Consider the following 22,175-nt stretch of genomic DNA (forward strand, 5'->3'; position numbering starts at 1 on the left):
CCGGCGTGACCATTCTGGAGAACATCCGGGGACCACGCGACCTGAAGGCGCTGTCCGAGGCGGAACTGAGTCAACTGGCCGAGGAGATCAGGGAGTTCCTGATCCACGCGGTCGCCAGGACCGGGGGGCACCTGGGGCCCAATCTGGGGGTGGTGGAACTCTCCATCGCGCTCCACCGGGCCTTCGAGTCGCCGGTCGACCGCATCCTGTGGGACACCGGCCATCAGAGCTACGTGCACAAGCTTCTGACTGGACGTCAGGACTTTTCGAAGCTGCGCGGCAAGGGCGGCCTGTCCGGCTATCCCTCGCGTGAGGAGTCCGAGCACGACGTCATCGAGAACAGCCACGCGTCCACCGCCCTCGGCTGGGCCGACGGGCTCGCCAAGGCCCGCCAGGTGCAGGGGGAGAAGGGCCACATCGTCGCCGTAATCGGCGACGGCGCGCTCACCGGCGGCATGGCCTGGGAGGCGCTCAACAACATCGCCGCCGCCAAGGACCGTCCGCTGATCATCGTCGTCAACGACAACGAACGCTCCTACGCGCCGACCATCGGCGGCCTCGCCAACCACCTCGCCACCCTGCGCACCACCGACGGCTACGAGAAGGTCCTGGCCTGGGGCAAGGACGTGCTGCAGCGCACGCCCGTCATCGGCCCCACCGTCTACGAGGCCCTGCACGGCGCGAAGAAGGGCTTCAAGGACGCGTTCGCCCCGCAGGGCCTCTTCGAGGACCTGGGCCTGAAGTACGTCGGCCCCATCGACGGACACGACATACGGGCCGTCGAGTCGGCGCTGCGCCGCGCCAAACGCTTCCACGGTCCCGTCCTCATCCACTGCCTCACCGAGAAGGGCCGCGGCTACGAGCCCGCCCTCGCCCACGAGGAGGACCACTTCCACACCGTCGGCGTGATGGACCCGCGCACCTGCGAGCCCCTCGTGCCGCCCAAGGCACCGTCGTGGACCTCGGTGTTCGGCGACGAGATCGTGCGGATCGGCGAGGAGCGCGAGGACGTCGTGGCGATCACGGCGGCCATGCTGCACCCGGTGGGCCTCGGCAGGTTCGCCGAGCGGTTCCCCGACCGGGTCTGGGACGTGGGCATAGCCGAGCAGCACGCGGCGGTCTCCGCGGCGGGGCTCGCCACCGGAGGACTGCACCCCGTCGTCGCCGTCTACGCCACCTTCCTCAACCGCGCCTTCGACCAACTCCTGATGGACGTCGCCCTGCACCGCTGCGGCGTCACCTTCGTGCTGGACCGGGCCGGTGTCACGGGCGTCGACGGACCTTCGCACAACGGCATGTGGGACATGTCCGTCCTGCAGGTCGTGCCGGGCCTGAGGATCGCCGCACCGCGCGACGCCGACCAGCTGCGGGCCCAGCTGCGGGAGGCGGTCGCCGTCGACGACGCGCCGACCCTGATCCGGTTCCCGAAGGAGTCGGTGGGCCCGGCGGTCCCGGCCGTGGACCGGGTGGGCGGCCTGGACGTGCTGCACCGCGACGAAGCGCCCCAGGTGCTGCTCGTCGCCGTCGGCGTCATGGCGCCCGTCTGCCTGCAGGCCGCCGACCTGCTGCAGGCCCGCGGTGTCGGCTGCACGGTCGTCGACCCCCGCTGGGTCAAACCCGTCGACCCCTCCCTGCCGGGCCTGGCCGCCGAGCACCGGCTCGTCGCGGTCGTCGAGGACAACAGCCGCTCCGCCGGCGTGGGCTCCGCGGTCGCCCTCGCACTCGGCGACGCCGACGTCGACGTACCGGTGCGGCGGTTCGGGATCCCCGAGCAGTTCCTCGCGCACGCCAAGCGCAGCGAGGTGCTCGCCGACATCGGCCTCACGCCCGTGGAGATCGCCGGGCGGATCAGCGCCTGCCTGGCCGCCAAGGACGAGCTGTCCCAGGACGTGCTCGCCCAGGATGTGCTGTCCCAGGAGAAAGTGAACGCGGAATGACCATCCCCACCGGGCAACGGGAGTTCGACCTCGGCGCGCTCCTGGCCGAACGCGGGGCCGAGCGCTATGAGCTGCACGCGAAGTACCTCAACCACCAGCTTCCGCGCATGCTCCACACCATCGGCTTCGACAAGGTGTACGAGCGGGCCGAGGGCGCCCACTTCTGGGACGCGGACGGCAACGACTACCTGGACATGCTCGCCGGGTTCGGGGTGATGGGCCTCGGCCGCCACCACCCCGTGGTCCGCAAGGCGCTGCACGACGTGCTGGACGCCCAGCTCGCCGACCTCACCCGCTTCGACTGCCAACCCCTGCCCGGGCTGCTGGCGGAGAAGCTGCTCGCCCACAGCCCGCACCTGGACCGGGTGTTCTTCGGCAACAGCGGCACGGAGGCGGTCGAGACCGCGCTGAAGTTCGCCCGGTACGCCACCGGCAGGCCCAGGATCCTGTACTGCACCCACGCCTTCCACGGGCTGACCACCGGGTCGCTCTCCGTCAACGGCGAGGACGGCTTCCGCGACGGCTTCACCCCGCTGCTGCCCGACACCGCCGTCCCGCTCGGCGACCTCGACGCCCTCGCCCGTGAGCTGAAGAAGGGGGACGTGGCCGCCCTCATCGTCGAGCCCATCCAGGGCAAGGGCGTCCACGAGGCCCCGCCCGGCTATCTGCGCGCCGCGCAGGAGCTGCTGCACAAGCACAAGGCGCTGCTCATCGCCGACGAGGTGCAGACCGGCCTCGGCCGCACCGGCGACTTCTACGCCCACCAGCACGAGGACGGCGTCGAGCCCGACCTGGTGTGCGTGGCGAAGGCGCTCTCCGGCGGCTACGTCCCGGTCGGCGCCACCCTCGGCAGGGACTGGATCTTCAAGAAGGTCTACTCGTCCATGGACCGGGTCCTCGTGCACTCCGCGAGCTTCGGCTCCAACGCGCAGGCGATGGCGGCCGGGCTCGCCGTCCTGTCCGTGATGGAGAACGAGCAGATCGTCGCGAACGCCCGGGCCGTCGGGGAGCAGCTGAAGTCCCGGCTCACCGAGCTCGTCGACAAGTACGAGATGCTCAAGCAGATCCGCGGCCGGGGCCTGATGATCGGCATCGAGTTCGGCCGGCCCAGCTCGCTCAAGCTGCGCAGCCGGTGGACCATGCTCCAGGCCGCCCGGAAGGGCCTGTTCGCGCAGATGGTCGTCGTGCCGCTGCTGCAGCGCCACCGGATCCTCACCCAGGTCTCCGGCGACCACCTGGAGGTGATCAAGCTCATCCCGCCACTGATCATCGGTGAGGCGGACGTCGACCGGTTCGTGGACGCCTTCACCGCGGTGATGGACGACGCTCATGGCGGCGGGCTGATGTGGGACTTCGGCAAGACGCTGATCAAGCAGGCGGTGGCGAACCGCTGACCCTCCGGGAGCCGGAGCTTTTGCCTCATAGGCAAGAAATTTGCCGCAGGGGCAAAGCTCCGGCTCAATGGAGGCATGAGCTCTCCTGAGACCGATCCCCACACCGGGATCGAGGACGGGCCGTCCGAGGACCTGCCCGTCGTCGCTCCACAGCTGCGTGCGCTGCGCCGCCGCGCCGGGCTGACCCTGGAGGCCGCGGCCCGTGCCGCCGGACTCTCGCCCGCGCACCTGTCCCGGCTGGAGACCGGCCGACGTCAGCCGTCGCTGCCCATGCTCCTGGCGCTCGCCCGTATCTACGGTACGACCGTCTCCGAACTGCTCGGCGAGAGCGTCGCCGACCGGGACGCCGTCGTGCGCGCCGCCGACATGGAGCCGACCCGGGCGGGCGGCTGGGCGTACTGGCAGGCGGGCGGGGCCGGACGCGGCATGCAGGCCCTGCGGGTGCACATCCCTTACGGCACCCAGGGCGACATCGTGCGCGTCCACCCGGGCGAGGAATGGCTGTACGTCCTCAAGGGGCGGCTGCGGCTGCGCCTCGGCGACTCCACTCACGTCCTCGCGCCGGGCGACAGCGCGCACTTCGACTCGCTGACCCCGCACCGCCTCGCCGCCGCCGACCACGACGGCACCGAGCTGCTCTTCGTCCACACCCTGCTGCAGAGCCCGACCGCCGCGCTCTGCCTCGGCCCCACCCCTGGAGAGATGCCATGACCGAGCAACCGGAACCCCGCCCCCGCAAGGTGATGGAGGAGAAGTTCCCGCGCGGACTGTGGGTGCGGCTGATCGTCTACATCGCGGTCGGCCACCTGTTCGCCGCCTTCATCTACCTGCTGTTCCAGGTGGGCGCGAAGTGAGCGCCCACCCCGGAGCGCACCTCAGTCGAGCAGCCGGTCGCGCAGCCGCTCCCGCACCGCGGGCGTGATCCGCAGTCCCTTCTCCAGATAGGCGGCGACACCGCCCCAGGTCTCCTCGACGGTCTCCATCGCCGCCGCCAGATACTCGGCGCGCGCGTCGAAGAGGGGGCTGAGCAGCTCCATCACCTCGGGGGAGTACGCGTCGGGCGACGAGCCGTTGCGGCGCACCTTGTATCGGCGGTGCTTCGCGTTCGACTCCAGGTAGTCCGCGACGATGGCCTCACGCTCGACCCCGAGGGCGAGGAGCGTCACCGCGATCGACAACCCCGCTCGGTCCTTGCCGGCGGCGCAGTGCATCAGTGCGGGCACGCTGTCCTCGGCCAACGCGTGCAGCACCTGGGAGTGCTCGGCCGTGCGCTCCTTGATGATCGTGCGGTACGACAGGATCATCCTGTTCTCGGCCTTGCCGTCGGCGAGCAGCGCGCGCAGCTGCTCCAGGTCGCCGTCGCGGACCATCTTCCAGAACCCGGCGCCGTGCGCCGGGTCGGTCAGCGGCAGGTTGACGTTCCGCACGCCGGGCAGCTCGACGTCCGGGCCCTCCAGCTTCTTGTCCGCCGCGTTGCGGAAGTCGAAGATCGTGTGCAGGCCCAGGGAGGTGAGGAAGGCCGCGTCCCGCTCCGTCGCGTGCGCGAGGTGGCCGCTGCGGAAGAGCACTCCGCCCCGCACCCGCCGCCCGTCCACGGTCGGCAGGCCACCCACGTCGCGGAAGTTGCGTACGCCGGTCAGCTCGGGCTCGGTAGACGGGACCTGCTGCGTCACGAGGGCTCCTCCCATCCGTCCGCCGACGCTGCTCGTCGGCGGCCCGCGCATCGACCATACGGCACCGTGTGATCAGGCGATCGTCCACGGCAGGGCGCCATGCGTCACGGACAGGCATTGCCCGCGAGGCACCTCACACCCGATGATGTTGGGGTCTGATCGCACCTGTTCGTATCTGTGGGGGCATGTGATGCTGGAGATCGCCGCGGACGGCCGCACCTGGTTGCTGTCAGGGCACACGAGCAGCTACGCCCTGCGGCTCGCCGAGGACGACACGCTGCTGCACCTGCACTGGGGCCCGCGGATCGCGCTCGCCGACGCGGAGGCGCTCGCGGCCCTGCCCGCACCGCCGTACCGGCCTTTCGAGTCCCCGCTCGACGGCCGCGAGGAGTACCCGGTCGAGGGCGGGCCCCGTTTCGTACGCCCCGCACTGTCGGTGCGCACCGAGGAGCGCCGCGGCACGGAGTGGGTGTTCGAGACGTACGAGGCCGACGGCGACGAACTGCGGCTGCGGTTCACCGACGCCGGACTCCGGATCACCCTCCACTACCGGATGCGCGGCGATGTCGTGGAGCGCTGGGTGACCCTCGCCAACGACGGCCCCGCCCCCGCCGAACTCCTCCGCGCCGACTCAGCCACCTGGACCCTGCCGGAGCGCGAGGGCTGGCACCTCTCCCACCTGCACGGCCGTTGGGCGGCCGAGTCCCGGCTGGTGCGGTCCGACCTCACCTACGGCGAGAAGGTCATCGGCAGCCGCCGCGGCCACACCGGCCACCAGCACCTGCCGTGGGTCGCGCTGGACACGGACGCCACCGAGGAGAGCGGCGAGGTCTACGGCTGCGCGCTCGCCTGGTCGGGCACCTGGCGGATCGCCGTGGCCCAGCTCCCGGACGCCCGGGTGCAGATCACCGGCGGTGCCGGGTACGACGACTCGGGTCTGCAGCTCCTCGCGCCGGGGGAGACGTACACCACCCCCGTCTTCGCGGGACTGTGGAGCGACGGCGGCCACGGTGGCGCGAGCCGTACCTGGCACGCCTACCAGCGTGCGCACATCGTCCCGGACACCGACCGGGACCGGCCCGTGCTCTACAACTCCTGGGAGGCCACCGAGTTCGACATCTCCGAGGAGCAGCAGGGGGCGCTGGCGCGGCGGGCGGCGGCCATGGGGGTGGAGCTGTTCGTGGTCGACGACGGCTGGTTCGGTACCCGTACCAGCGACCGCGCCGGGCTCGGCGACTGGCGGCCCAACCCCGACCGCTTCCCCTCCGGCATGAAACCGCTCGCCGACTACGTGCACGCCCTCGGTATGCAGTTCGGCATCTGGGTCGAGCCCGAGATGGTCAACCCCGACAGCGACCTCTACCGCGCCCACCCCGACTGGGTGCAGTACCAGCCGGGACGGAAGCGGACGGAGTTCCGCAACCAGCTCGTGCTCAACCTCGCCCGCGAGGACGTCCAGGAGTACCTCTGGGAGCAGCTCGACGCCCTGCTGACCAGCGCACCGATCGACTATGTGAAGTGGGACTTCAACCGCTGCTTCACCGACGCCGGCTGGCCCGGCGAGCCCTACCCGCAGCGGCTGTGGGTCGACCACGCGCGCGCCTTCTACGCCCTGCTGGACCGGCTGCGGGCCGCGCACCCCCAGGTCGCCTTCGAGTCCTGCTCGGGCGGCGGCGGACGTGTCGACCTGGGCGTCATGAGCCGTACGGACCAGGTGTGGACCTCCGACAACACCGACCCGCTCGACCGCCTCGCCATCCAGCACGGGTTCAGCCAGATCCATCCGGCCCGGGTGATGGCCGCCTGGGTCACCGACAGCCCGAACGCGATGCTCAACGGGCGGGTGAGCTCGCTGCGCTTCCGGTTCGTCAGCGCCATGGCCGGGGTGCTCGGCGTCGGCGGCGATCTCGCCCGGTGGACCGAGGAGGAGCTGGCCGAGGCCCGGGGCTGGGTCGCCCTGTACAAGGAGATCCGGCCCGTGGTCCAGCGCGGTGAGCTGTACCGGCTGCGGCCGCCGGCGGGCGGGTTGAGCGCGGTGCAGTACGTCCTCGGCGACGAGACCGTGGTCCTCGCCTGGCTCCAGGCGCAGCACTACGGCGAGCCGGTCGTCCCGCTGCGGCTGCGTGGCCTGGACCCGGCGGCGACGTACGAATGCCGGGAGACCGGCGAACTGCACCGGGGCGCGGTCCTTCTGCACCATGGGCTGCGGCCCGCGCTGCGTGGTGACTTCGACGCGACGGTCATCCGGCTGCGCCGGGTCTGATCCTCGTGCCCGCGCCCAACACCCCTGATCAGAGGCCTATTCCTCATTGACGCAGATACGGCGAGTGGTTTATCTCACCGTCCGTCAACCTTTTCCTACGGTCGCGTAGCTCACATCAGAAGGTGAATCATGGACCGATGTGGCAGACGATTCGAAGAATGACAACAGATCAGTGATCGGGTCGTACGTGGCGGTGGGGGACAGCTTCACCGAGGGTGTCGGCGACCCGGGGCCCGACGGGCAGTTCGTCGGCTGGGCCGACCGGTTCGCCGTCCTCCTCGCCGACCGGCGGCCCGAGGGCGACTTCCGGTACACGAACCTCGCCGTGCGCGGCAAACTGCTCGACCAGATCGTCGAGGACCAGGTCCCGAAGGCCGTCGAACTGGCTCCGGACCTGGTCTCGTTCTGTGCGGGCGGCAACGACATCATCCGGCCGGGCACCGACCCCGACGACGTCGCCGAGCGGTTCGAGCGGGCCGTCGCGGTCCTGACCTCCGCCGTCGGCACCGTCATGGTGACCACCGGGTTCGACACACGGGGCGTGCCGGTGCTCAAGCATCTGCGCGGCAAGATCGCCACCTACAACGGCCATGTGCGGGCGATCGCGGACCAGTACGGCTGCCCGGTCCTCGACCTGTGGTCGCTCAAGTCCGTGCAGGACCGGCGCGCCTGGGACGACGACCGTCTCCACCTCTCGCCCGAGGGTCACACCCGCGTCGCCCTGCGGGCGGGCCAGGTTCTCGGCATGGAGGTGCCGGCCGACCCGGACCAGCCGTGGCCGCCCCTGCCGCCGCGCGGCACGTTCGAGGTACGGCGCGACGACATCCACTGGGCACGCGAGTACCTGGTGCCGTGGATCGGACGGCGGCTGCGCGGGGAGTCGTCGGGGGACCGGGTGGTGGCCAAGGGGACGCTGTCGCCGGACGACATCAGGGTGCGGATCGCGCAGGCGGTCTGAGTACCGGGCCTCCTCCGCGAACGCCGAGGGGCTGATGTGTCCGCACCGGCTGCCCCGGTCGGCATCATGCAGCCCGTCCGGACTCGCGGAGGAGGCCGTTCGGGCCGAAGCGGGGTCCGGGGCGGAGCCCGAGCCGGGATCCGGGGGTGGCAGCCCCAGGGAGCCGTGCCGTCCCGACCGTCCCGGAGGACCGGCCGCACGTCCGGTCCGTCGGGCACCCGCCTACGGAAGCCTCAGAAGGAGTCGCCGCTTTCCTGTGGAAGGCCGGCACGGCGGTCGTCGGGGCCGACCGGCACCGCGCGCTCCCTGAGCTACCGCTACCGCGCGGAGGACGTCCCCCGTTCCACGGGCGGCAGGTCGCAGGAGTCCTTGAAGCCCTGGCTCGTCAGCCCGAGCGCGGAGTTGATGCGCGAGCGCAGGTTCTCCACCGCGACCATCGCCGTCAGCTCGACGAACGCGGGCTCGCCCAGCCGGCCCAGGAGCCGTGCCGCGAGGGCGTCGTCGACGGCGGGCGGGGTGGCGGTCATCGCCTCGGCGTACTCCATGACGTCGCGCTCCACCTCCGTGTACACGTCGCTGTCGCGCCAGCGCGGCACGTCGACCAGCTTCTCGCGGGCCATACCGCGCTCGCGGCTCACCCAGTAGCCGAAGTCCATGCACCAGGCGCAGCCGATCGCCGCGGCCGACGCCATCTCGGCCAGCGCCTTGAGGTCCGGGTCCAGCTTGTTCCACTTCGCCACCGACTGCTCGAACCGCAGATCGCTCCACAGCACGCGCGGCTGGTGGGCGAGCGCCCTGCCGGGGTCGAGGACCTTTCCGTACGCCCGCTTCGAATACCACTCCATGACGCGGAAGAAGAGCGTGCGGCGCGGGGTTAGGGAGATACGGGCCATGGGGTGCCTCCAGTGTGTCGTTCCCGGGCGCGGCGCTCCGTGGTGAGCGCCCACACGGGTACGACGGACCGGCGCGCACGGTTGTGACATCCGGCCCGCGCGGCGACCGGGACGGACGCCGCCGTGTGACATGGCCGACCCGGCACTGCAGTACGGGACGACCATAATGAGGACCTCACCCACTCCACTGGAGGTGCCGTGACCGGTTTCGGTCCCCTGAGCTCCGGGCTCCGCGCTCTGCGACCCACCGCCTTCGGCGTGGATCCCAGCGGGGAGCGCCTGGCGCGCATCCGCAGATCACCGAACTTCGCGGACGGCGCCTTCGTGAACCCGGAGGGCACCCGGACCCGCCCCTCCGGCGGCTCCGCTCTGGAGCTGGCGAAGATGTACTTCCGCAAGGAGGACCGCGCCCGCCGCGCCCCGGCCGGCCCGATCCCCGTGCACCCGACGACCTACGCCGACCTGGCCAGGCCTCCGGCGAGCGGGCTGCGGCTCACCTGGATGGGTCACTCCAGCGTCCTCGCGGAGATCGACGGGCACCGGGTGCTGTTCGACCCGGTGTGGGGGCACCGCTGTTCGCCGTTCGACTTCGCCGGACCCAAGAGGCTGCACCCGGTGCCGCTGCCGCTGGCCGCGCTCGGCCGCGTCGATGTCGTCATCATCTCCCACGACCACTACGACCACCTCGACCTGCCCACCATCAAGGCCCTGGCCGGCACGGACACCGTGTTCGCGATACCCCTCGGCGTCGGCGCCCACCTGGAGCACTGGGGCGTGTCCGCGGACCGGCTGCGCGAGCTGGACTGGAACGAGTCGACGAAGGTCGGCGGCCTCACGCTGACCGCCACCCCGGCCCGCCACTTCTGCGGCCGCGGCCTGCGCAACGGGCAGCACACGCTGTGGGCGTCGTGGGCCGTGGCGGGCGACGAGCACCGTGTCTACCACAGCGGCGACACCGGCTACTTCGAGGGCTTCAAGGACATCGGGGCGGCACACGGCCCCTTCGACGCCACGATGATCCAGATCGGCGCGTACTCCGACTTCTGGCCGGACATCCACATGACCCCCGAGGAGGGCACGCGCGCCCACCTCGACCTCCAGGGCGGCGAGCCGCACGGTGTGCTGCTCCCCATCCACTGGGCCACCTTCAACCTCGCCCCCCACGCGTGGGCGGAGCCCGGTGAGTGGACGAAGGCCGCGGCCGGCGCAGTCGGTCAGGCGGTCGCAGTCCCGGTTCCGGGCCAGCCCTTCGAGCCTGCCGGCGACCTCCCTACGCACCCCTGGTGGCGGGATGTGTCCGCGCCGCTGCACCGCAAGTGGCCCGTTCCGGAGGTCACTTCGGCGGCATCTCGTGACGACCTCGACCTTGTGGGCGAGGGCTGACCGTGGACGAACCCGGGCGTGTGACGGGAGTCCGTCCTTCAGGCCGACCTGCACGAGCCGCCCGACTCAGCGGTTGAACGTCAGGAGCGGCACCGCGTTGCGGGCCAGTGCGTGGGCCTGGTCCGGCCACCAGGCGCCGGCGGGAGGGTCGACGATGCCGTACTCGGGGTCGATCGTGCCGCCGGTGTTGCGCGTGCAGCTGCCGTCGGACTCACCGGGGATCTTTATCCACAGGTAGGCGTCGACGAGTGGGACGCCGGTGTCGGCGGTGGGGCGCGGGCCGAGACCGCGGCCGGGCGCGTTGCACCAGGTCTCGGCGTCCCCGCTGTACTTGCCCGGCGCCGGGGTCCAGGCGCCCCGACCGTTGCGGCTGGTGTCGATCACGAAGTGATGCAGCTCGTCGGCCGGCGGGGTGCCCACGTTCTGGTCGAACCAGGCGTCGGTCCACCGCCAGGTGGTGGGGTCCGCGGGGGAGACGGCGTTGCCCGGGGCGCCGTCGTTGGGGGCTGCCGACGAGTAGTACTGGCTGGCGCACCAGTCCGTGTGGCCGCGTGCCTGCTCGGGTCCTTCGGTGGCGAACCAGATGCACTTGGCGACCCAGGTGCCGTATCTGGCGTTGTGGTCGGTGGGGTGGTTGTTGGACACGTTCAGGGAGAAGCCGTCGCCGTACTGGACTCCGGCGTCCTGCAGTCGCTGCGCGATGTCCCCGACGGATCGCCACTGGACGTTGCCGGCGTCCAGGTAGACCGTGGTGCGGGGCCGGGCCTTCAGGGTCTTCACGGCGTATGCGAGGTCGGCGATGCGGGCGGCCGTGAGTTCGCCGGTCGGGTCGGTGGTGGGCCCGCAGTCCTTGGGAAGGTTGGCCACGCCGTCGGGCTCGACGACGACCACCGCCTTGTCGTCGCCGACGCCGGCGGCGAAGGCGTCGATCCACTTGCGGTAGGCGGCGGAGGATGCGGCTCCGCCGCTGGAGTACTGGGAGCAGTCCCGGCCGGGTATGTCGTAAGCCACCAGGACGGGGGTCCGGTCCACGGCCCGCGCCCGGCGGACAAGCCTGTTCACCTTGACGCGGACCTCGTCGGGTGTGCCCTCGGTGAACCATTCGGCCTGCGGCCAGCTCGCGAGTCCGGCCATGTTCGCGGCGTTCTCGATGTCTCCGTTCGCGAAGTCGACGAGGGCCTGTTTCGCGGCCTTGCTGTGCGGGTCCACGTAGAACTTCGTGGCCGGGGTGATCACGTCCTGCGCGGGTGTGGCCTGCGCCTGCGTCGCGGTGAGGGCGGCGCAGGCGCTGAGCGCCGTTATGACGGCAGCGGCGAGGCGTCGTGGGCTGCGTGGTTTCATGGCTGCTCCGGGGGGTGTGATGGGGGAGCGTCTGCCGCCGAGGCGAGCTGTCGACCGTCTCTGCGCAAGGCGGTGAGCGGCGGACCCGGCCGGGCTGACTGCGGCGGTGCCCGTGCCCCGGTCGCGGGGCAGGGGCGTACCGGGCCACGGCGGTCCGGGGTCAGTAGCCGTAGATCATCTTGTAGGCGACTTCGGGGAGAAACTGACCGGCCGAGGAGCCCGATCCGACGCCGCAGTCGCCGTCGGACTCACCCGGGGTCTTGATCCACAGGAGCATCTCGGCGCCTCCGCCCTTCTGGGTGGGGGTGCCGATGCGGCGGCCCGGGGGGTTGCACCACTGGCCGTTGGAGCCGTTGCCGTTGCGGCCGGTGTCCACGACGAACGGCTTGGTGTAGCCGTAGCGGGCGCCCAGTTCGCTGTTGACGGCGTTGCCGTAGGCGATGTTCTCGGCTGTGGTGTAGTAGTTGGAGATGTTGAGCGAGAAGCCGTGGGCCTGTCGGAGTCCGGCATCGTGGAGGCGCTGGGCCATGGTCGCGGGGCTCGCCCAGTTCGGGTTGCCGGCGTCCAGATAGACCCAGGTGTTGGGCGCCTGGCGGTTGAACTGCGTGAGGGCGCCGGTGATCATGCCTTGGCGTTCGGCGATCTGAGCCTGGGTCATGCAGCCGTAGTCCGCGAGGGAGTCCGGCTCGAGGAGCACGATGGCCGGGCGGCCCGCGACACCCCCGGCGAACTGGGCGATCCAGCTCGCGTAGGCGGACGGCGATGCGGCTCCGCCGGCGGAGTGCCCGCCGCAGTAGTCGCGGTTGTAGATGTTGTACGCGACGAGGATGGGCAGCCTGTCCTGACTGTCCGCCGCGCCCACGTACGCACCGGTTGCGGTGCCGATGGTGCCGCTCCAGGAGCCGAACCAGTGGGCCATCGGGGTGTTGGCGATGGAGGCGTTGATCGCGGACGCCCGGCCGTCACCGGGGTTGGCGGCGACCCACCGCTTCACGCTGGAGTCGGGGTCCACGTAGAACCCGCTGGTCATGGTGGTCGGGTCGGCGGCGTGGGCGGACGGTGCGACGGCGAGCGCCAGCGGCAGAGCGGAGAACGCTGCCACGAGGGCGCGGAGTCTGCGGCGCATGACTGTACCTCGGTTTCCTGACAGGGATGCGTCGCACGCTCTCGTCCCGAGCGTGCGGCGCGCTGAGGAAGTGCGGTGGTACGAGGCCCCTTGGACCGAAGGGCTGGGGCGGGGGCGCGCCCCGAAGAGCCGGAGGCTGGCTTTGGGAGCGCTCCCATTGGAAGCGCTTCCAAAAGCACGGAGGACTTTTGGTGTGTGGCCGGTATCGTGTTGCGCTCCGGTGAAGCTGTCAAGAGGCGATGCACAACCTGCACTTCACATGAAGAGAACAAGGCTCTGCAGTCCTGGAACTGGAAGCGCTACCGGCCCTGGTCTCTCAAGGACCCGTGTCTGCCCTCCGTCGCCCGGCGGCTGGACGGCAGTGGAACCGGGTCGGGGCGAGACGCTTTCGGCGAGGCCGAGTGGGAAAGGCTCATGGTCCATGAGAGAGAATGCGCCGCGCCGGCAGCCGACGCTCGATGAGGTGGCCGAACGCGCCGGCGTGTCCCGCTCGGTGGCCTCCCGCGTCCTCAACAACGCCCCGCACGTCAGCCGCGCCAAACGTGAGGCGGTCGAGCGGGCCGTCCAACAGCTGGGTTACGTGCCCAACCCGACCGCACGCGCTCTGGCCACCCGCCAGACAGGAGCGGCGGCCCTGGTCGTCGCGGGAGAGGATCCGTCCATCTTCGCGGACCCGTTCTTCGCCCAGGTGATCGTGGGGGCCTCGGCTGCCCTGGAGGAGGCCGACCTGCATCTGATGCTGTGTCTGGCAGCCTCCGACCGGGGCCGCAAGCGGGTGGAGGAGCTCCTTCGGTCCAGGGGCGCCGACGGCGTCATGCTGATGGCGCTGCGCGAGGGCGATCCGCTGGCCCGTGTGGCTCAGGACGCGGAGATGCCCGTCGTGTTCGGCGGTCGCCCGGTCGGTTCAGCTCCCCGGTGGTATGTGGACGTCGACAACGCCGGCGGAGCGCGCGAGGCCACCGAGTACCTGCTCTCCCGTGGCCGGACCCGTGTGGCCACGATCTGCGGGCGTCTGGACACCGAGGCCGGGCGTGCCCGGTACCGCGGCTACCGGGACGCCATGCTGGCAGCGGGCCTTGACCCGTACCCGCCGCAGGAGGGGGACTTCACCGAGCCCGGTGGAGCCGCAGCCATGGCCGCACTGCTGGTGAACCGCCCCGAGGTGAACGGGGTGTTCGCCGCCAACGACAACATGGGGGCGGGAGCGCTGCGCACTTTGCGCGAGGCCGGCCGCCCGGTCCCCGCCGATGTCGCCGTGGTCGGCTTCGACGACCTGACCGTCGCCCAGATCGCCGATCCGCCGCTCACCACCGTCCACCAGCCCATAACGGCTTTCGGACGGGAGATGGCGCGCATGCTCGTCGCGCTCATCAGCGGACAGGACCCCACCCCGCTGATCCTCCCCACCCGCCTGGTCACCCGCTTCAGCGCCTGACGGCCGTGCCCCTTACCGCCGCCGCACATTGACACGCCACCAGAAGGACGCCCGGGTCGCGCTGCCGCGTCGGGGCGTCGTGCGGACGTGATTGCGGTACGCGCGGCTCAGCGCGCCGCGCGGTCGGTCCCTGCCGGCCGGCCGGTGGGTACGGGGGCTGTGCTGGAACGCAATGAGATCGGGGGAGTCAACAGGATGTGCCGAGGCGGTGTGTCCGGCGCGGCGATGCGTTCCACGAGCAGGGAAACGGCCTTCTCGCCCATTTCCAGAGCCGGTACGTCCGCTGCCGTGAGCGGCGGACGGAAGTCCTCGGCCCACGTCCTGGCCGCCACACCGGTGATGGAGAAGTCGTACGGCACTTCGAGACCGGCGTCCGCCAGCGCGCGCTGGACGCCGGGCAGGGCGGCCTCGTTGATGGTGGTGACAGCGGTGACGTCCGGATGGCTGCGCAGGAGCGCCTCGACGCATTCCTGACCGGAGCGGGCATCATCCCCGCACGGCACTTCGACGCCGTCGAGGCCGCGTTCCGCCAGGGCCGCCTCGAAACCCTCCCTGGCCCTGTGCGCGGGGCCGTAGCCGGCCGAGATGAGTTCCCGGGAACGAGTGACCAGAGCCACCCGGCGGTGCCCGAGATCGGCGAGGTGCCGCACGCAGTGCTGGACCAGACCGGCGTAATCGACGTCGATCCAGGACATCTGGTGGTCTCCGGCCGTGTGCCCGATCCCGACGAACGGCAGCCCGGCTTCCTGCAGGCGCCCCACACGGGGGTCCGCCAGGCGGATCTCCATCAGAATGACGCCGTCCACGCGGCTCTCCGAGATCAACCGCTCGAAGGAACGCTCGTGTTCCCCGCCGGAAGGGGAGAGCAGCACATCGAGGTCGACCCGGGCGGCGGCGTCGACCACGCTGGCGACGAAGTCCAGCTGCATGTGTGTGAGCCTGTTGCCGGCCGGTGGGACGACGAGACCGATGGTCCGGGTCCGGCCCTCCTTGAGGGCCCTCGCGGTCGCGTTGGGGCGGTATCCCAATTCGTTGATCACGTCTTCGATACGTTTGCGAGTGCCGGCGGCGACGGGTCGTTTGCCGCTGAGCGCGTACGACACCGTGCTGCGTGACACCCCCGCGCGTCGAGCTATCTCCCCGATGTTCATGCAGCTCCTCAAGACCGCGCTCAGGCCGCAAGGATACTGATGTGTGGTGGCGGTGGTGGAGGTGCCGCCCGGTCTCTCCACCGAAGCCGGTTCGCCCGACCGGCTGTCCAGCGCGGCGAGCCGGGCGGTTCAGCCGGGGGCGATCGCGACAGCACCTTTGTGCCCGGGCGGTGCCGGTGGGGTAGCAGATCGTGCCGCCGTTGAATCCGTTGCCGGGACGACGACACCGGCCGGCGTGGCGCTGCCGGCGGCTTGCGGTTGCCGGCGCCGAGCGCGAGCTCGGGGGCGCAGCCGCAGTCGAGCCGACGAAGCAGTCCGAGCGATCGCAGGGCCACGCGGGCAGGTCGTGCGGGAGAGCCGTGCGCTCGCCGGAGGGTGCGGAGCGAATCGGTTCCACGCAAGCGCTTCGACGGGATGCTACGACCGGCGGTGTGAGGGGTCAACAGCGTCCCGCGAGGGGAATGCGGAGCCGCCGCGCGAGCCGAGGCTCCGCCGCTTGGGCCAGTGCCCTGCGGACCGGCCCCCGTCGTCCCGGTTCGGCGACTGCCTCCCTGCTCACCGGCATGGCGGCGGATCAGCCGGATGCTCCTGGCCTGGTCGTCTCACACCCGTGCGGCCCACGACGGCGGCGCGACGGGCGGTCACGCCGCCGTCAGCCTGCCGCCACGCCGCGGCTCTCCGACCGCGCCGAGAGGTTCCCAACCGCAGGAATCAGCCATCGAATCGATTCCGCGACGACGTTTGCAACAGTGGGCTCCGCACCCTTGACAGCCCAGCGAAACCGGGAGCACCGTCTCCCCCCGAAACCTCTCTGCAATCTCGCCGCGAAACGGCACCTTGAAGCGCTTCCGGATTGTCAGCGCCACCCACACAACCCGGCCGGGTTGCGTCGGCACGGTAGGGAGATCGGATGAGAACCATACGTACGGGACGCCACCTGCCGTCCGGGCGTGGTGGCGTCCGGCGGTTACTCACGGCGGTACGGCACCGTGGCAGGCCGCACAGTGTGCCGGACCAGGCGCACATTTCGCCGCCGGCGCGCTCGCCCCGCTCTCGTTCGAGAACGTTCGCCCGGGCGGGGGCCGCAGCCGCACTCGTCGCCGGGGCACTGGTCGGCGCCACGGCCACGGCCGGCACGGCCCGTGCGGCCGCGTCCGGGCCGTGCGACATCTATGCGGCAGGCGGCACGCCGTGTGTGGCGGCGCACAGCACGACCCGAGCGCTGTACGCCTCGTACAACGGGCCGCTCTACGAGGTCCGGCGTGCCTCGGACAACACCACCCGGAACATCGGCGTCCTGAGCGCGGGCGGGTACGCCGACGCCGCCGCCCAGGACTCGTTCTGCTCGGGGACGACCTGCCTGATCACGATCATCTACGACCAGTCCGGCCGCGGCAACAACCTCACCCAGGCGCCCGGGGGCGGTGCCGCGGGCGGCCCGGACAACCTCGCGAACGCGACCGCCGCGCCCACCATGGTGGGCGGTCACAAGGCCTACGGCGTGTTCGTGGCGCCCGGCACGGGCTACCGCAACAACCACACCAACGGCATCGCGACCGGGGACAACCCCGAGGGCATGTACGCGATCCTCGACGGCACGCACTACAACGGCGGCTGCTGCTTCGACTACGGCAACGCCGAAACCGACAGCAACGACGACGGCAACGGCACCATGGAGGCCATCTACTTCGGCAACATCAAGGTCTGGGGCTACGGTTCGGGCAACGGTCCCTGGATCATGGCCGATCTGGAGAACGGCCTGTTTTCCGGGGTGAACCAGCACTACAACGCGAACGACCCCACCATCAACTACCGGTACACGACCGCCATCATCAAGGGCGGCCCCAACCACTGGGCGATCCGTGGCGGCAACGCACAGTCCGGCGGCCTGTCCACCTTCTACGACGGGGTGCGTCCAGGCGTCCCGGGCTACAACCCGATGCGCAAGCAGGGTGCCATCATCCTGGGCACTGGCGGCGACAACAGCAAGGGCGCCCAAGGGACCTTCTACGAAGGCGTGATGACCTCCGGCTACCCGTCGGACGCCACGGAGAACGCCGTCCAGGCCAACATCACCGCGGCCGGATACAGCAATTCCTCCGGCGGCGGGACGAGCACCGGTGCGTTGCACGCGGTGGGCGCGGGCAAGTGCCTCGACGTGCCGAACTCGTCCACCACGGCCGGCACACAGCTGCAGATCTGGGACTGCAGCGGCGGCGCCAACCAGACCTGGACCCGCACGTCCTCGGGCCAGCTGACCGTCTACAGCGGCAGCAGCCAGATGTGCCTGGACGCGTACAACAACCAGACCTCCGCCGGCACCAAGGTGGAGACCTGGCCGTGCAACGGCGGCGCCAACCAGCAGTGGCAGCTGAACTCCGACGGCACCGTCACCGGCACCCAGTCCGGGCTTTGCCTCGACGTCACCGGCGCCTCCACGGCCAACGGCGCCCTGGCCGAACTCTGGCCCTGCAACGGCGGATCCAACCAGCAGTGGCGCCTCAACTGACCTGAACGGCTCCGGCCCCTGGCCGGCTCACCGTCGGCCAAGGGCCACTCACCACCACATGCGGGCATCGCCGTACCGCGCGGACGCACCAGGCAGGCGACCCGGACGACAAGCAACGCCGCACCGCCCGACACCACAGGCCCGCACGCGCCATCACCGGAGGATGACCATGTCCAGAGCCAGAGCGCTCCGCGGTCTGTGGGCCGCCCCCCTAGCTCTGCTCGCCCTACTGGCCGGCGGCCCGGCCGCGACGGGGCTCGCCTACGCGATACCGGCCGAGCGCCACACAGCGGCCGCCGTCCTGTATGTGGCGCCGGATGCGCCTCCCGGCGGGAACGGCACCGCCGGGCAGCCCTTCGCCGCCATCGACCAGGCACAGCAGCCCGCGCACCGGCTCTCGGCCGATTCGGACGTCGTGGTCTACCTGGCCGGTGGCACCTACCGGCTGTCCAAGCCGCTCACCTTCGGTTCCGGCGACGGCGGCCAGAACGGCCACACCATCACCTACCAGGCCATGCCGGGACAGCAGCCGGTCGTGACCGGCGCCGCCCAGCCGAGTGGTTGGCAGGTGCATGACCAATCGACCAGCATCTGGTCGGTCCACGTCGGCACGGGCGTGAACACGCGCCAGTTGTACGTGAACGGCAAGGAAGCGCCGAGGGCGGCGATCCAGGTGCCCCGTTCCGGCTTCGTCTTCACCGAGACCGGCCTGACCGCCACCGACTCCTCCCTCGACTACCTGGCCGGCCTCTCGGACCAGAACCACATGGAAGTCGAGAGCGTCAACTCCTTCACCGACCGCTACGCGCCGGTCCAGTCGATCAGCGGCAGAACCATCACCATGCGGCAGCCCGCGTGGAACAACAACTCCTGGGGATACGACACCATCAACGCGCCGTTCGCCGGCGGGACGATGTACCTCGAGAACAACTACGCGTTCCTCAAGCAGGCCGGACAGTGGTACCTCGACTCGTCCACCGGCGACCTCTACTACCGGGCCCAGCCCGGGCAGAACCCGAACAGCCTCGACATCGAACTGCCCCGGCTGCACAGCCTGCTCGACATCAGCGGCAGCTACGGCTCACCGGCCACCGGCCTCGCGTTCAACGGCATCCGGTTCACGGGAACGTCCTGGCTCGGCCCGAGCGGACCCGACGGCTACGCGGACCAGCAGAGCGGCGCCCACATCACCGGTGCCTACGCGATGCCCGCCAACTGGCTGAGCACCTGCAAGTCGGGGTGCACGCAGTTCGAGGCCACCCGTAACCACTGGGCGCAGATGCCCGCGGCCGTGCAGGTCTCCGCCGCCACCGGCATCATGTTCTTCGGCGACACGTTCTCCGAACTCGGGCAGGCCGGACTGGGCGTGGGGAACGACGGTGTCGCCACGGACTCCGGCACCGGACTCGGCGCGAGCGGCATCACCATCACCGGCAACACTTTCACCGACATCGCCGGCAGCGGCATCCAGGTCGGCGGGATCCAGCCGGACGCGCACCACCCGGGCAACCCGCAGATGACCAACCAGAACATCACCATCAGCAACAACCGGGTCAGCGGGGTGGGCACCGACTACAAAGAGACCGCGGCCATCCTGTCCACCTACGTCACGAACGCGACGATCACCCACAACCAGTGCGACCACCTGCCCTACGACGGGATCGACATCGGCTGGGGCTGGGGCATCAACGACCCGGGCGGCAGCCAGGACTACGTCAACCGGGGCACGTACACCTACCAGCCCGTCTACAGCACCCCCACGACGCTGAAGAACAACACCGTCTCCCACAACCTGGTCTTCGATACCAAGAACGCGATGTTCGACGGCGGCAGCATCTACAGCCTGTCCGCGAACCCCGGCTCGGTGATCTCCGACAACTACATGTACGACAACAGGCACACCACCGCGCTGTACCTCGACGAGGGTTCCCGGTACCTGACGGTGTCCCACAACGTGGTGCAGGACGCCGGTAACTGGGCGCTGACCAATGCCAACGGGAACAACCACACCGACGACAGCACCTTCTCCGGCAACTGGTACAACGGCGGCAACACGTACGTGGCGACCGGCCCTCCGCACAACAACGTCCTCACCGGCAACATCCAGGTCAGCGGCACCAACTGGCCGCAGGGCGCGACGCAGGTCATCCAGCAGGCGGGCATCCAGTCGTCGGGCGGCGGTGGCGGCGGCTTCCCCAGCGGCTACCACCAGCTGGTGATCGGCAACGACAGCCTGTGCATGGACGTGTACGGCAACTCCGGCAGCGCGGGCGCCGCGATCGACCAGTGGACCTGCAACGGGCAGAGCAACCAGCAGTTCGAGTTCGTGCCGGTCTCGGGCGGCTACGGGCAGCTGCGGGCGCAGAACTCCGGGCAGGTCGTGGCGGTGGCGGGCGGTTCCACGGCCGCCGGCACTCCCGACATCGTGCAGCAGGCCCCGGACGGAGCCGCCGGCACTCTGTGGCTGCCGGTGCGGCAGTCCGACGGCTCCTACTCCTTCCAGAACAAGAACAGCGGCCTGTGCCTGGACGTCTTCGGCGGCGGCAGCAACCTCGGCCAGCAGCTCGACCAGTGGCCCTGCAAGAACACGCAAGGCAGCGACCAGGACTTCACCCCGCGCTGACCGCTCGCGGGCCCGTTCACCCCACCCACTGTCCCGCACCAGTGAGGAACGCTGATGAAGAAGTACTCGGCAGCCTTGGCCACGGCGCTGACGGCCGCGCTCGGCATGGCCTGCGCACTGCCCGCGTCGGCCGCCACCGGCACCGCCCCGTCGTCCTCCGCCGCGCCCGCGCCCCTGCGGCTGATGCCGCTGGGCGACTCGATCACCTGGGGCGTCGGCAGCCCGTCCGGGAACGGCTACCGAAGCTTCCTGTGGAACCAGCTGTCGGCCGAGGGGCACGCCCTGGACTTCGTCGGCTCGGGCCGGGGCGGCACCATGTCCGACCCGGACAACGAAGGCCACTCCGGCTGGCGGATCGACCAGATAGCCGGCATCGCGGACAACGTGCTGGCCCGTTACCGGCCGAACGTGGTCACCCTGGAGATCGGCACCAACGACCTGAACGGCAACTACCAGGTCCCGACCGCCACCGACCGGCTCCGTGCGCTCATCGACCAGATCACCCGCGACGCCCCCGACGCGACCGTCCTCGTCGGCACCCTGATCATCTCCACCAGCGGCACCGAGGAGGCCAGCCGGCCCTCGTTCAACGCCAAGCTCCCCGGAATCGTCCAGGCCGAACAGGCTGCCGGCAAGCATGTGCGCCTGGTGGACATGAGCGCTCTGACCACCGCGGACCTGGCCGACTCCCTGCACCCCAACGACAACGGCTACCGCAAGATGGCGGACGCCTTCAACGCAGGGGTCCAGGCCGCGGACGCGGCAGGCTGGATCAAGCCGCCGGTTTCCCAGGGTGGCCAGGTGCGCTCCGGAGTCGTGGGGAAGTGCCTGGACGTCAACGGCGGCAACAGCGCCAACGGGACCGCCGCGGACATGTGGTCCTGCAACGGATCGGACGCGCAGCAGTGGTCCGCGCGTTCCGACGGCACCCTGCGGGCGCTCGGCAAGTGCCTCGACGCCACCGGCCGCGGTACCGCCAACGGCACCAAGATCGAGATCTGGGACTGCAACGGCGGCGCCAACCAGCAATGGCAGCCGTACAACGGCGGTTACCGCAACCCGGTCTCGGGCCGCTGCCTCGACGACCCCAACGCGTCCACCACCGACGGTACGCAACTGGTTCTGTGGGACTGCAACGGCGGCGCCAACCAGCAGTGGACCGCTCTGCCGGCCACCTCGGCCGCTTGACCCGACCCCACCGCAGCACTGACTCGTGATCGGTGCCCCACCCCCACACACAAGGAGACTGATCCTTCATGTTCTGGATCAACGAGGAGCCCCGCCTCCGCAAAGCCATGGCCTTGGCCACCGGACTGACAGCCGGCACGGTACTGGCCCTGGCCGGGACAGCATCCCCTGCCGCCCATGCGGCTTCCGGCACGCTGGGCGCGGCCGCGGCCGGCAGCGGCCGCTATTTCGGGACGGCCGTGGCTGCCGGAAGGCTCGGCGACTCGACGTACTCCGCGATTCTCGACCGGGAGTTCAACAT

General features: G+C 70.6%; 16 protein-coding genes and 1 pseudogene. 12 read left to right on the forward strand and 5 right to left on the reverse strand.

Annotated elements, in window-relative coordinates; all coding sequences use genetic code 11:
* Nucleotides 1-5: 5 nt before the first annotated feature.
* From dxs to ACZ7L1_RS34965, 4 genes are all read left to right on the forward strand, one after another.
* Nucleotides 6-1,937, forward strand: coding sequence for a 1-deoxy-D-xylulose-5-phosphate synthase (gene dxs / locus ACZ7L1_RS34950; RefSeq protein ID WP_471443149.1), 1,932 nt, complete (start codon nucleotides 6-8; stop codon nucleotides 1,935-1,937).
* Entirely contained in the window at nucleotides 1,934-3,331 is a 1,398-nt protein-coding gene (locus tag ACZ7L1_RS34955) for an aspartate aminotransferase family protein (RefSeq protein ID WP_471443151.1), read from the forward strand. The genes dxs and ACZ7L1_RS34955 overlap by 4 nt, the downstream gene beginning before the upstream one ends.
* A gap of 75 nt (nucleotides 3,332-3,406) precedes the next feature.
* The gene (locus tag ACZ7L1_RS34960) at nucleotides 3,407-4,042 is read left to right on the forward strand and encodes a helix-turn-helix domain-containing protein (protein ID WP_471443153.1); all 636 of its coding nucleotides are present in this window, start codon (nucleotides 3,407-3,409) and stop codon (nucleotides 4,040-4,042) included.
* A complete protein-coding gene (locus ACZ7L1_RS34965) occupies nucleotides 4,039-4,185 on the forward strand; it encodes a DUF6126 family protein (protein ID WP_471443155.1) in 147 nt (48 codons plus the stop codon). Before ACZ7L1_RS34960 ends, ACZ7L1_RS34965 begins: the two co-directional genes overlap by 4 nt.
* A 21-nt stretch (nucleotides 4,186-4,206) precedes the next feature.
* Here ACZ7L1_RS34965 and ACZ7L1_RS34970 read toward each other — a convergent pair whose 3' ends face one another.
* Nucleotides 4,207-5,004: a tyrosine-protein phosphatase gene (locus tag ACZ7L1_RS34970; protein WP_471443157.1), complete on the reverse strand. Its 798-nt coding sequence runs from the start codon at nucleotides 5,002-5,004 to the stop codon at nucleotides 4,207-4,209.
* Between the two features lie 190 nt (nucleotides 5,005-5,194).
* On the opposite strand from ACZ7L1_RS34970, the gene ACZ7L1_RS34975 reads away from it, so the two are divergent.
* On the forward strand, nucleotides 5,195-7,267 hold the full coding sequence (locus ACZ7L1_RS34975; protein ID WP_471443159.1) for an alpha-galactosidase: 2,073 nt from the start codon (nucleotides 5,195-5,197) through the stop codon (nucleotides 7,265-7,267).
* Nucleotides 7,268-7,439: 172 nt separating this feature from the next.
* Nucleotides 7,440-8,225 (forward strand): SGNH/GDSL hydrolase family protein, encoded by a 786-nt coding sequence (locus ACZ7L1_RS34980; protein WP_471443161.1) that lies wholly within the window; start codon nucleotides 7,440-7,442, stop codon nucleotides 8,223-8,225.
* 317 nt (nucleotides 8,226-8,542) lie between these two features.
* Here ACZ7L1_RS34980 and ACZ7L1_RS34985 read toward each other — a convergent pair whose 3' ends face one another.
* The gene (locus ACZ7L1_RS34985) at nucleotides 8,543-9,118 is read right to left on the reverse strand and encodes a carboxymuconolactone decarboxylase family protein (protein WP_471443163.1); all 576 of its coding nucleotides are present in this window, start codon (nucleotides 9,116-9,118) and stop codon (nucleotides 8,543-8,545) included.
* A gap of 198 nt (nucleotides 9,119-9,316) precedes the next feature.
* Here ACZ7L1_RS34985 and ACZ7L1_RS34990 point away from each other — a divergent pair, with 198 nt between their 5' ends.
* Nucleotides 9,317-10,501 carry an MBL fold metallo-hydrolase gene (locus ACZ7L1_RS34990; protein ID WP_471443165.1) on the forward strand — a complete coding sequence of 395 codons (1,185 nt, stop codon included), beginning with the start codon at nucleotides 9,317-9,319 and terminating at the stop codon, nucleotides 10,499-10,501.
* Nucleotides 10,502-10,567: 66 nt separating this feature from the next.
* Here ACZ7L1_RS34990 and ACZ7L1_RS34995 read toward each other — a convergent pair whose 3' ends face one another.
* Both ACZ7L1_RS34995 and ACZ7L1_RS35000 read right to left on the reverse strand, forming a co-directional pair.
* Nucleotides 10,568-11,842 (reverse strand): glycoside hydrolase family 6 protein, encoded by a 1,275-nt coding sequence (locus tag ACZ7L1_RS34995; protein ID WP_471443167.1) that lies wholly within the window; start codon nucleotides 11,840-11,842, stop codon nucleotides 10,568-10,570.
* Between the two features lie 160 nt (nucleotides 11,843-12,002).
* Nucleotides 12,003-12,968 (reverse strand): glycoside hydrolase family 6 protein, encoded by a 966-nt coding sequence (locus ACZ7L1_RS35000; protein ID WP_471443169.1) that lies wholly within the window; start codon nucleotides 12,966-12,968, stop codon nucleotides 12,003-12,005.
* A 421-nt stretch (nucleotides 12,969-13,389) separates the two neighbouring features.
* Here ACZ7L1_RS35000 and ACZ7L1_RS35005 point away from each other — a divergent pair, with 421 nt between their 5' ends.
* Entirely contained in the window at nucleotides 13,390-14,403 is a 1,014-nt protein-coding gene (locus ACZ7L1_RS35005) for a LacI family DNA-binding transcriptional regulator (protein ID WP_471443171.1), read from the forward strand.
* 107 nt (nucleotides 14,404-14,510) lie between these two features.
* Here the strand turns inward: ACZ7L1_RS35005 and ACZ7L1_RS35010 are convergent, their stop codons facing one another.
* On the reverse strand, nucleotides 14,511-15,554 hold the full coding sequence (locus ACZ7L1_RS35010) for a LacI family DNA-binding transcriptional regulator (RefSeq protein ID WP_471443172.1): 1,044 nt from the start codon (nucleotides 15,552-15,554) through the stop codon (nucleotides 14,511-14,513).
* 910 nt (nucleotides 15,555-16,464) lie between these two features.
* On the opposite strand from ACZ7L1_RS35010, the gene ACZ7L1_RS35015 reads away from it, so the two are divergent.
* The 4 genes and pseudogenes from ACZ7L1_RS35015 to ACZ7L1_RS35030 all read left to right on the forward strand — a co-directional run.
* The gene (locus ACZ7L1_RS35015) at nucleotides 16,465-18,063 is read left to right on the forward strand and encodes an arabinofuranosidase catalytic domain-containing protein (protein WP_471443174.1); all 1,599 of its coding nucleotides are present in this window, start codon (nucleotides 16,465-16,467) and stop codon (nucleotides 18,061-18,063) included.
* Nucleotides 18,064-18,232: 169 nt separating this feature from the next.
* Entirely contained in the window at nucleotides 18,233-20,686 is a 2,454-nt protein-coding gene (locus ACZ7L1_RS35020) for an RICIN domain-containing protein (RefSeq protein ID WP_471443176.1), read from the forward strand.
* Between the two features lie 54 nt (nucleotides 20,687-20,740).
* Nucleotides 20,741-21,874 carry a ricin-type beta-trefoil lectin domain protein gene (locus tag ACZ7L1_RS35025; RefSeq protein WP_471443178.1) on the forward strand — a complete coding sequence of 378 codons (1,134 nt, stop codon included), beginning with the start codon at nucleotides 20,741-20,743 and terminating at the stop codon, nucleotides 21,872-21,874.
* A gap of 68 nt (nucleotides 21,875-21,942) precedes the next feature.
* Nucleotides 21,943-22,175 (forward strand): annotated as a pseudogene (locus ACZ7L1_RS35030) (endo-1,4-beta-xylanase); the annotation flags it as partial.

The sequence above is a fragment of the Streptomyces sp. NPDC107546 genome (assembly GCF_055639175.1).

What these genes read in the sequence shown, in the direction of transcription:
- ACZ7L1_RS34955 (WP_471443151.1), top strand. Translation starts at nt 1,934, where the DNA reads ATGACCATCCCCACCGGGCAACGGGAGTTCGACCTCGGCGCGCTCCTG.
- ACZ7L1_RS34960 (WP_471443153.1), top strand. Translation starts at nt 3,407, where the DNA reads ATGAGCTCTCCTGAGACCGATCCCCACACCGGGATCGAGGACGGGCCG.
- ACZ7L1_RS34965 (WP_471443155.1), top strand. Translation starts at nt 4,039, where the DNA reads ATGACCGAGCAACCGGAACCCCGCCCCCGCAAGGTGATGGAGGAGAAG.
- ACZ7L1_RS34975 (WP_471443159.1), top strand. Translation starts at nt 5,195, where the DNA reads ATGCTGGAGATCGCCGCGGACGGCCGCACCTGGTTGCTGTCAGGGCAC.
- ACZ7L1_RS34985 (WP_471443163.1), bottom strand. Translation starts at nt 9,118, where the DNA reads ATGGCCCGTATCTCCCTAACCCCGCGCCGCACGCTCTTCTTCCGCGTC.
- ACZ7L1_RS34995 (WP_471443167.1), bottom strand. Translation starts at nt 11,842, where the DNA reads ATGAAACCACGCAGCCCACGACGCCTCGCCGCTGCCGTCATAACGGCG.
- ACZ7L1_RS35000 (WP_471443169.1), bottom strand. Translation starts at nt 12,968, where the DNA reads ATGCGCCGCAGACTCCGCGCCCTCGTGGCAGCGTTCTCCGCTCTGCCG.
- ACZ7L1_RS35005 (WP_471443171.1), top strand. Translation starts at nt 13,390, where the DNA reads ATGAGAGAGAATGCGCCGCGCCGGCAGCCGACGCTCGATGAGGTGGCC.
- ACZ7L1_RS35010 (WP_471443172.1), bottom strand. Translation starts at nt 15,554, where the DNA reads ATGAACATCGGGGAGATAGCTCGACGCGCGGGGGTGTCACGCAGCACG.
- ACZ7L1_RS35015 (WP_471443174.1), top strand. Translation starts at nt 16,465, where the DNA reads ATGAGAACCATACGTACGGGACGCCACCTGCCGTCCGGGCGTGGTGGC.
- ACZ7L1_RS35020 (WP_471443176.1), top strand. Translation starts at nt 18,233, where the DNA reads ATGTCCAGAGCCAGAGCGCTCCGCGGTCTGTGGGCCGCCCCCCTAGCT.
- ACZ7L1_RS35025 (WP_471443178.1), top strand. Translation starts at nt 20,741, where the DNA reads ATGAAGAAGTACTCGGCAGCCTTGGCCACGGCGCTGACGGCCGCGCTC.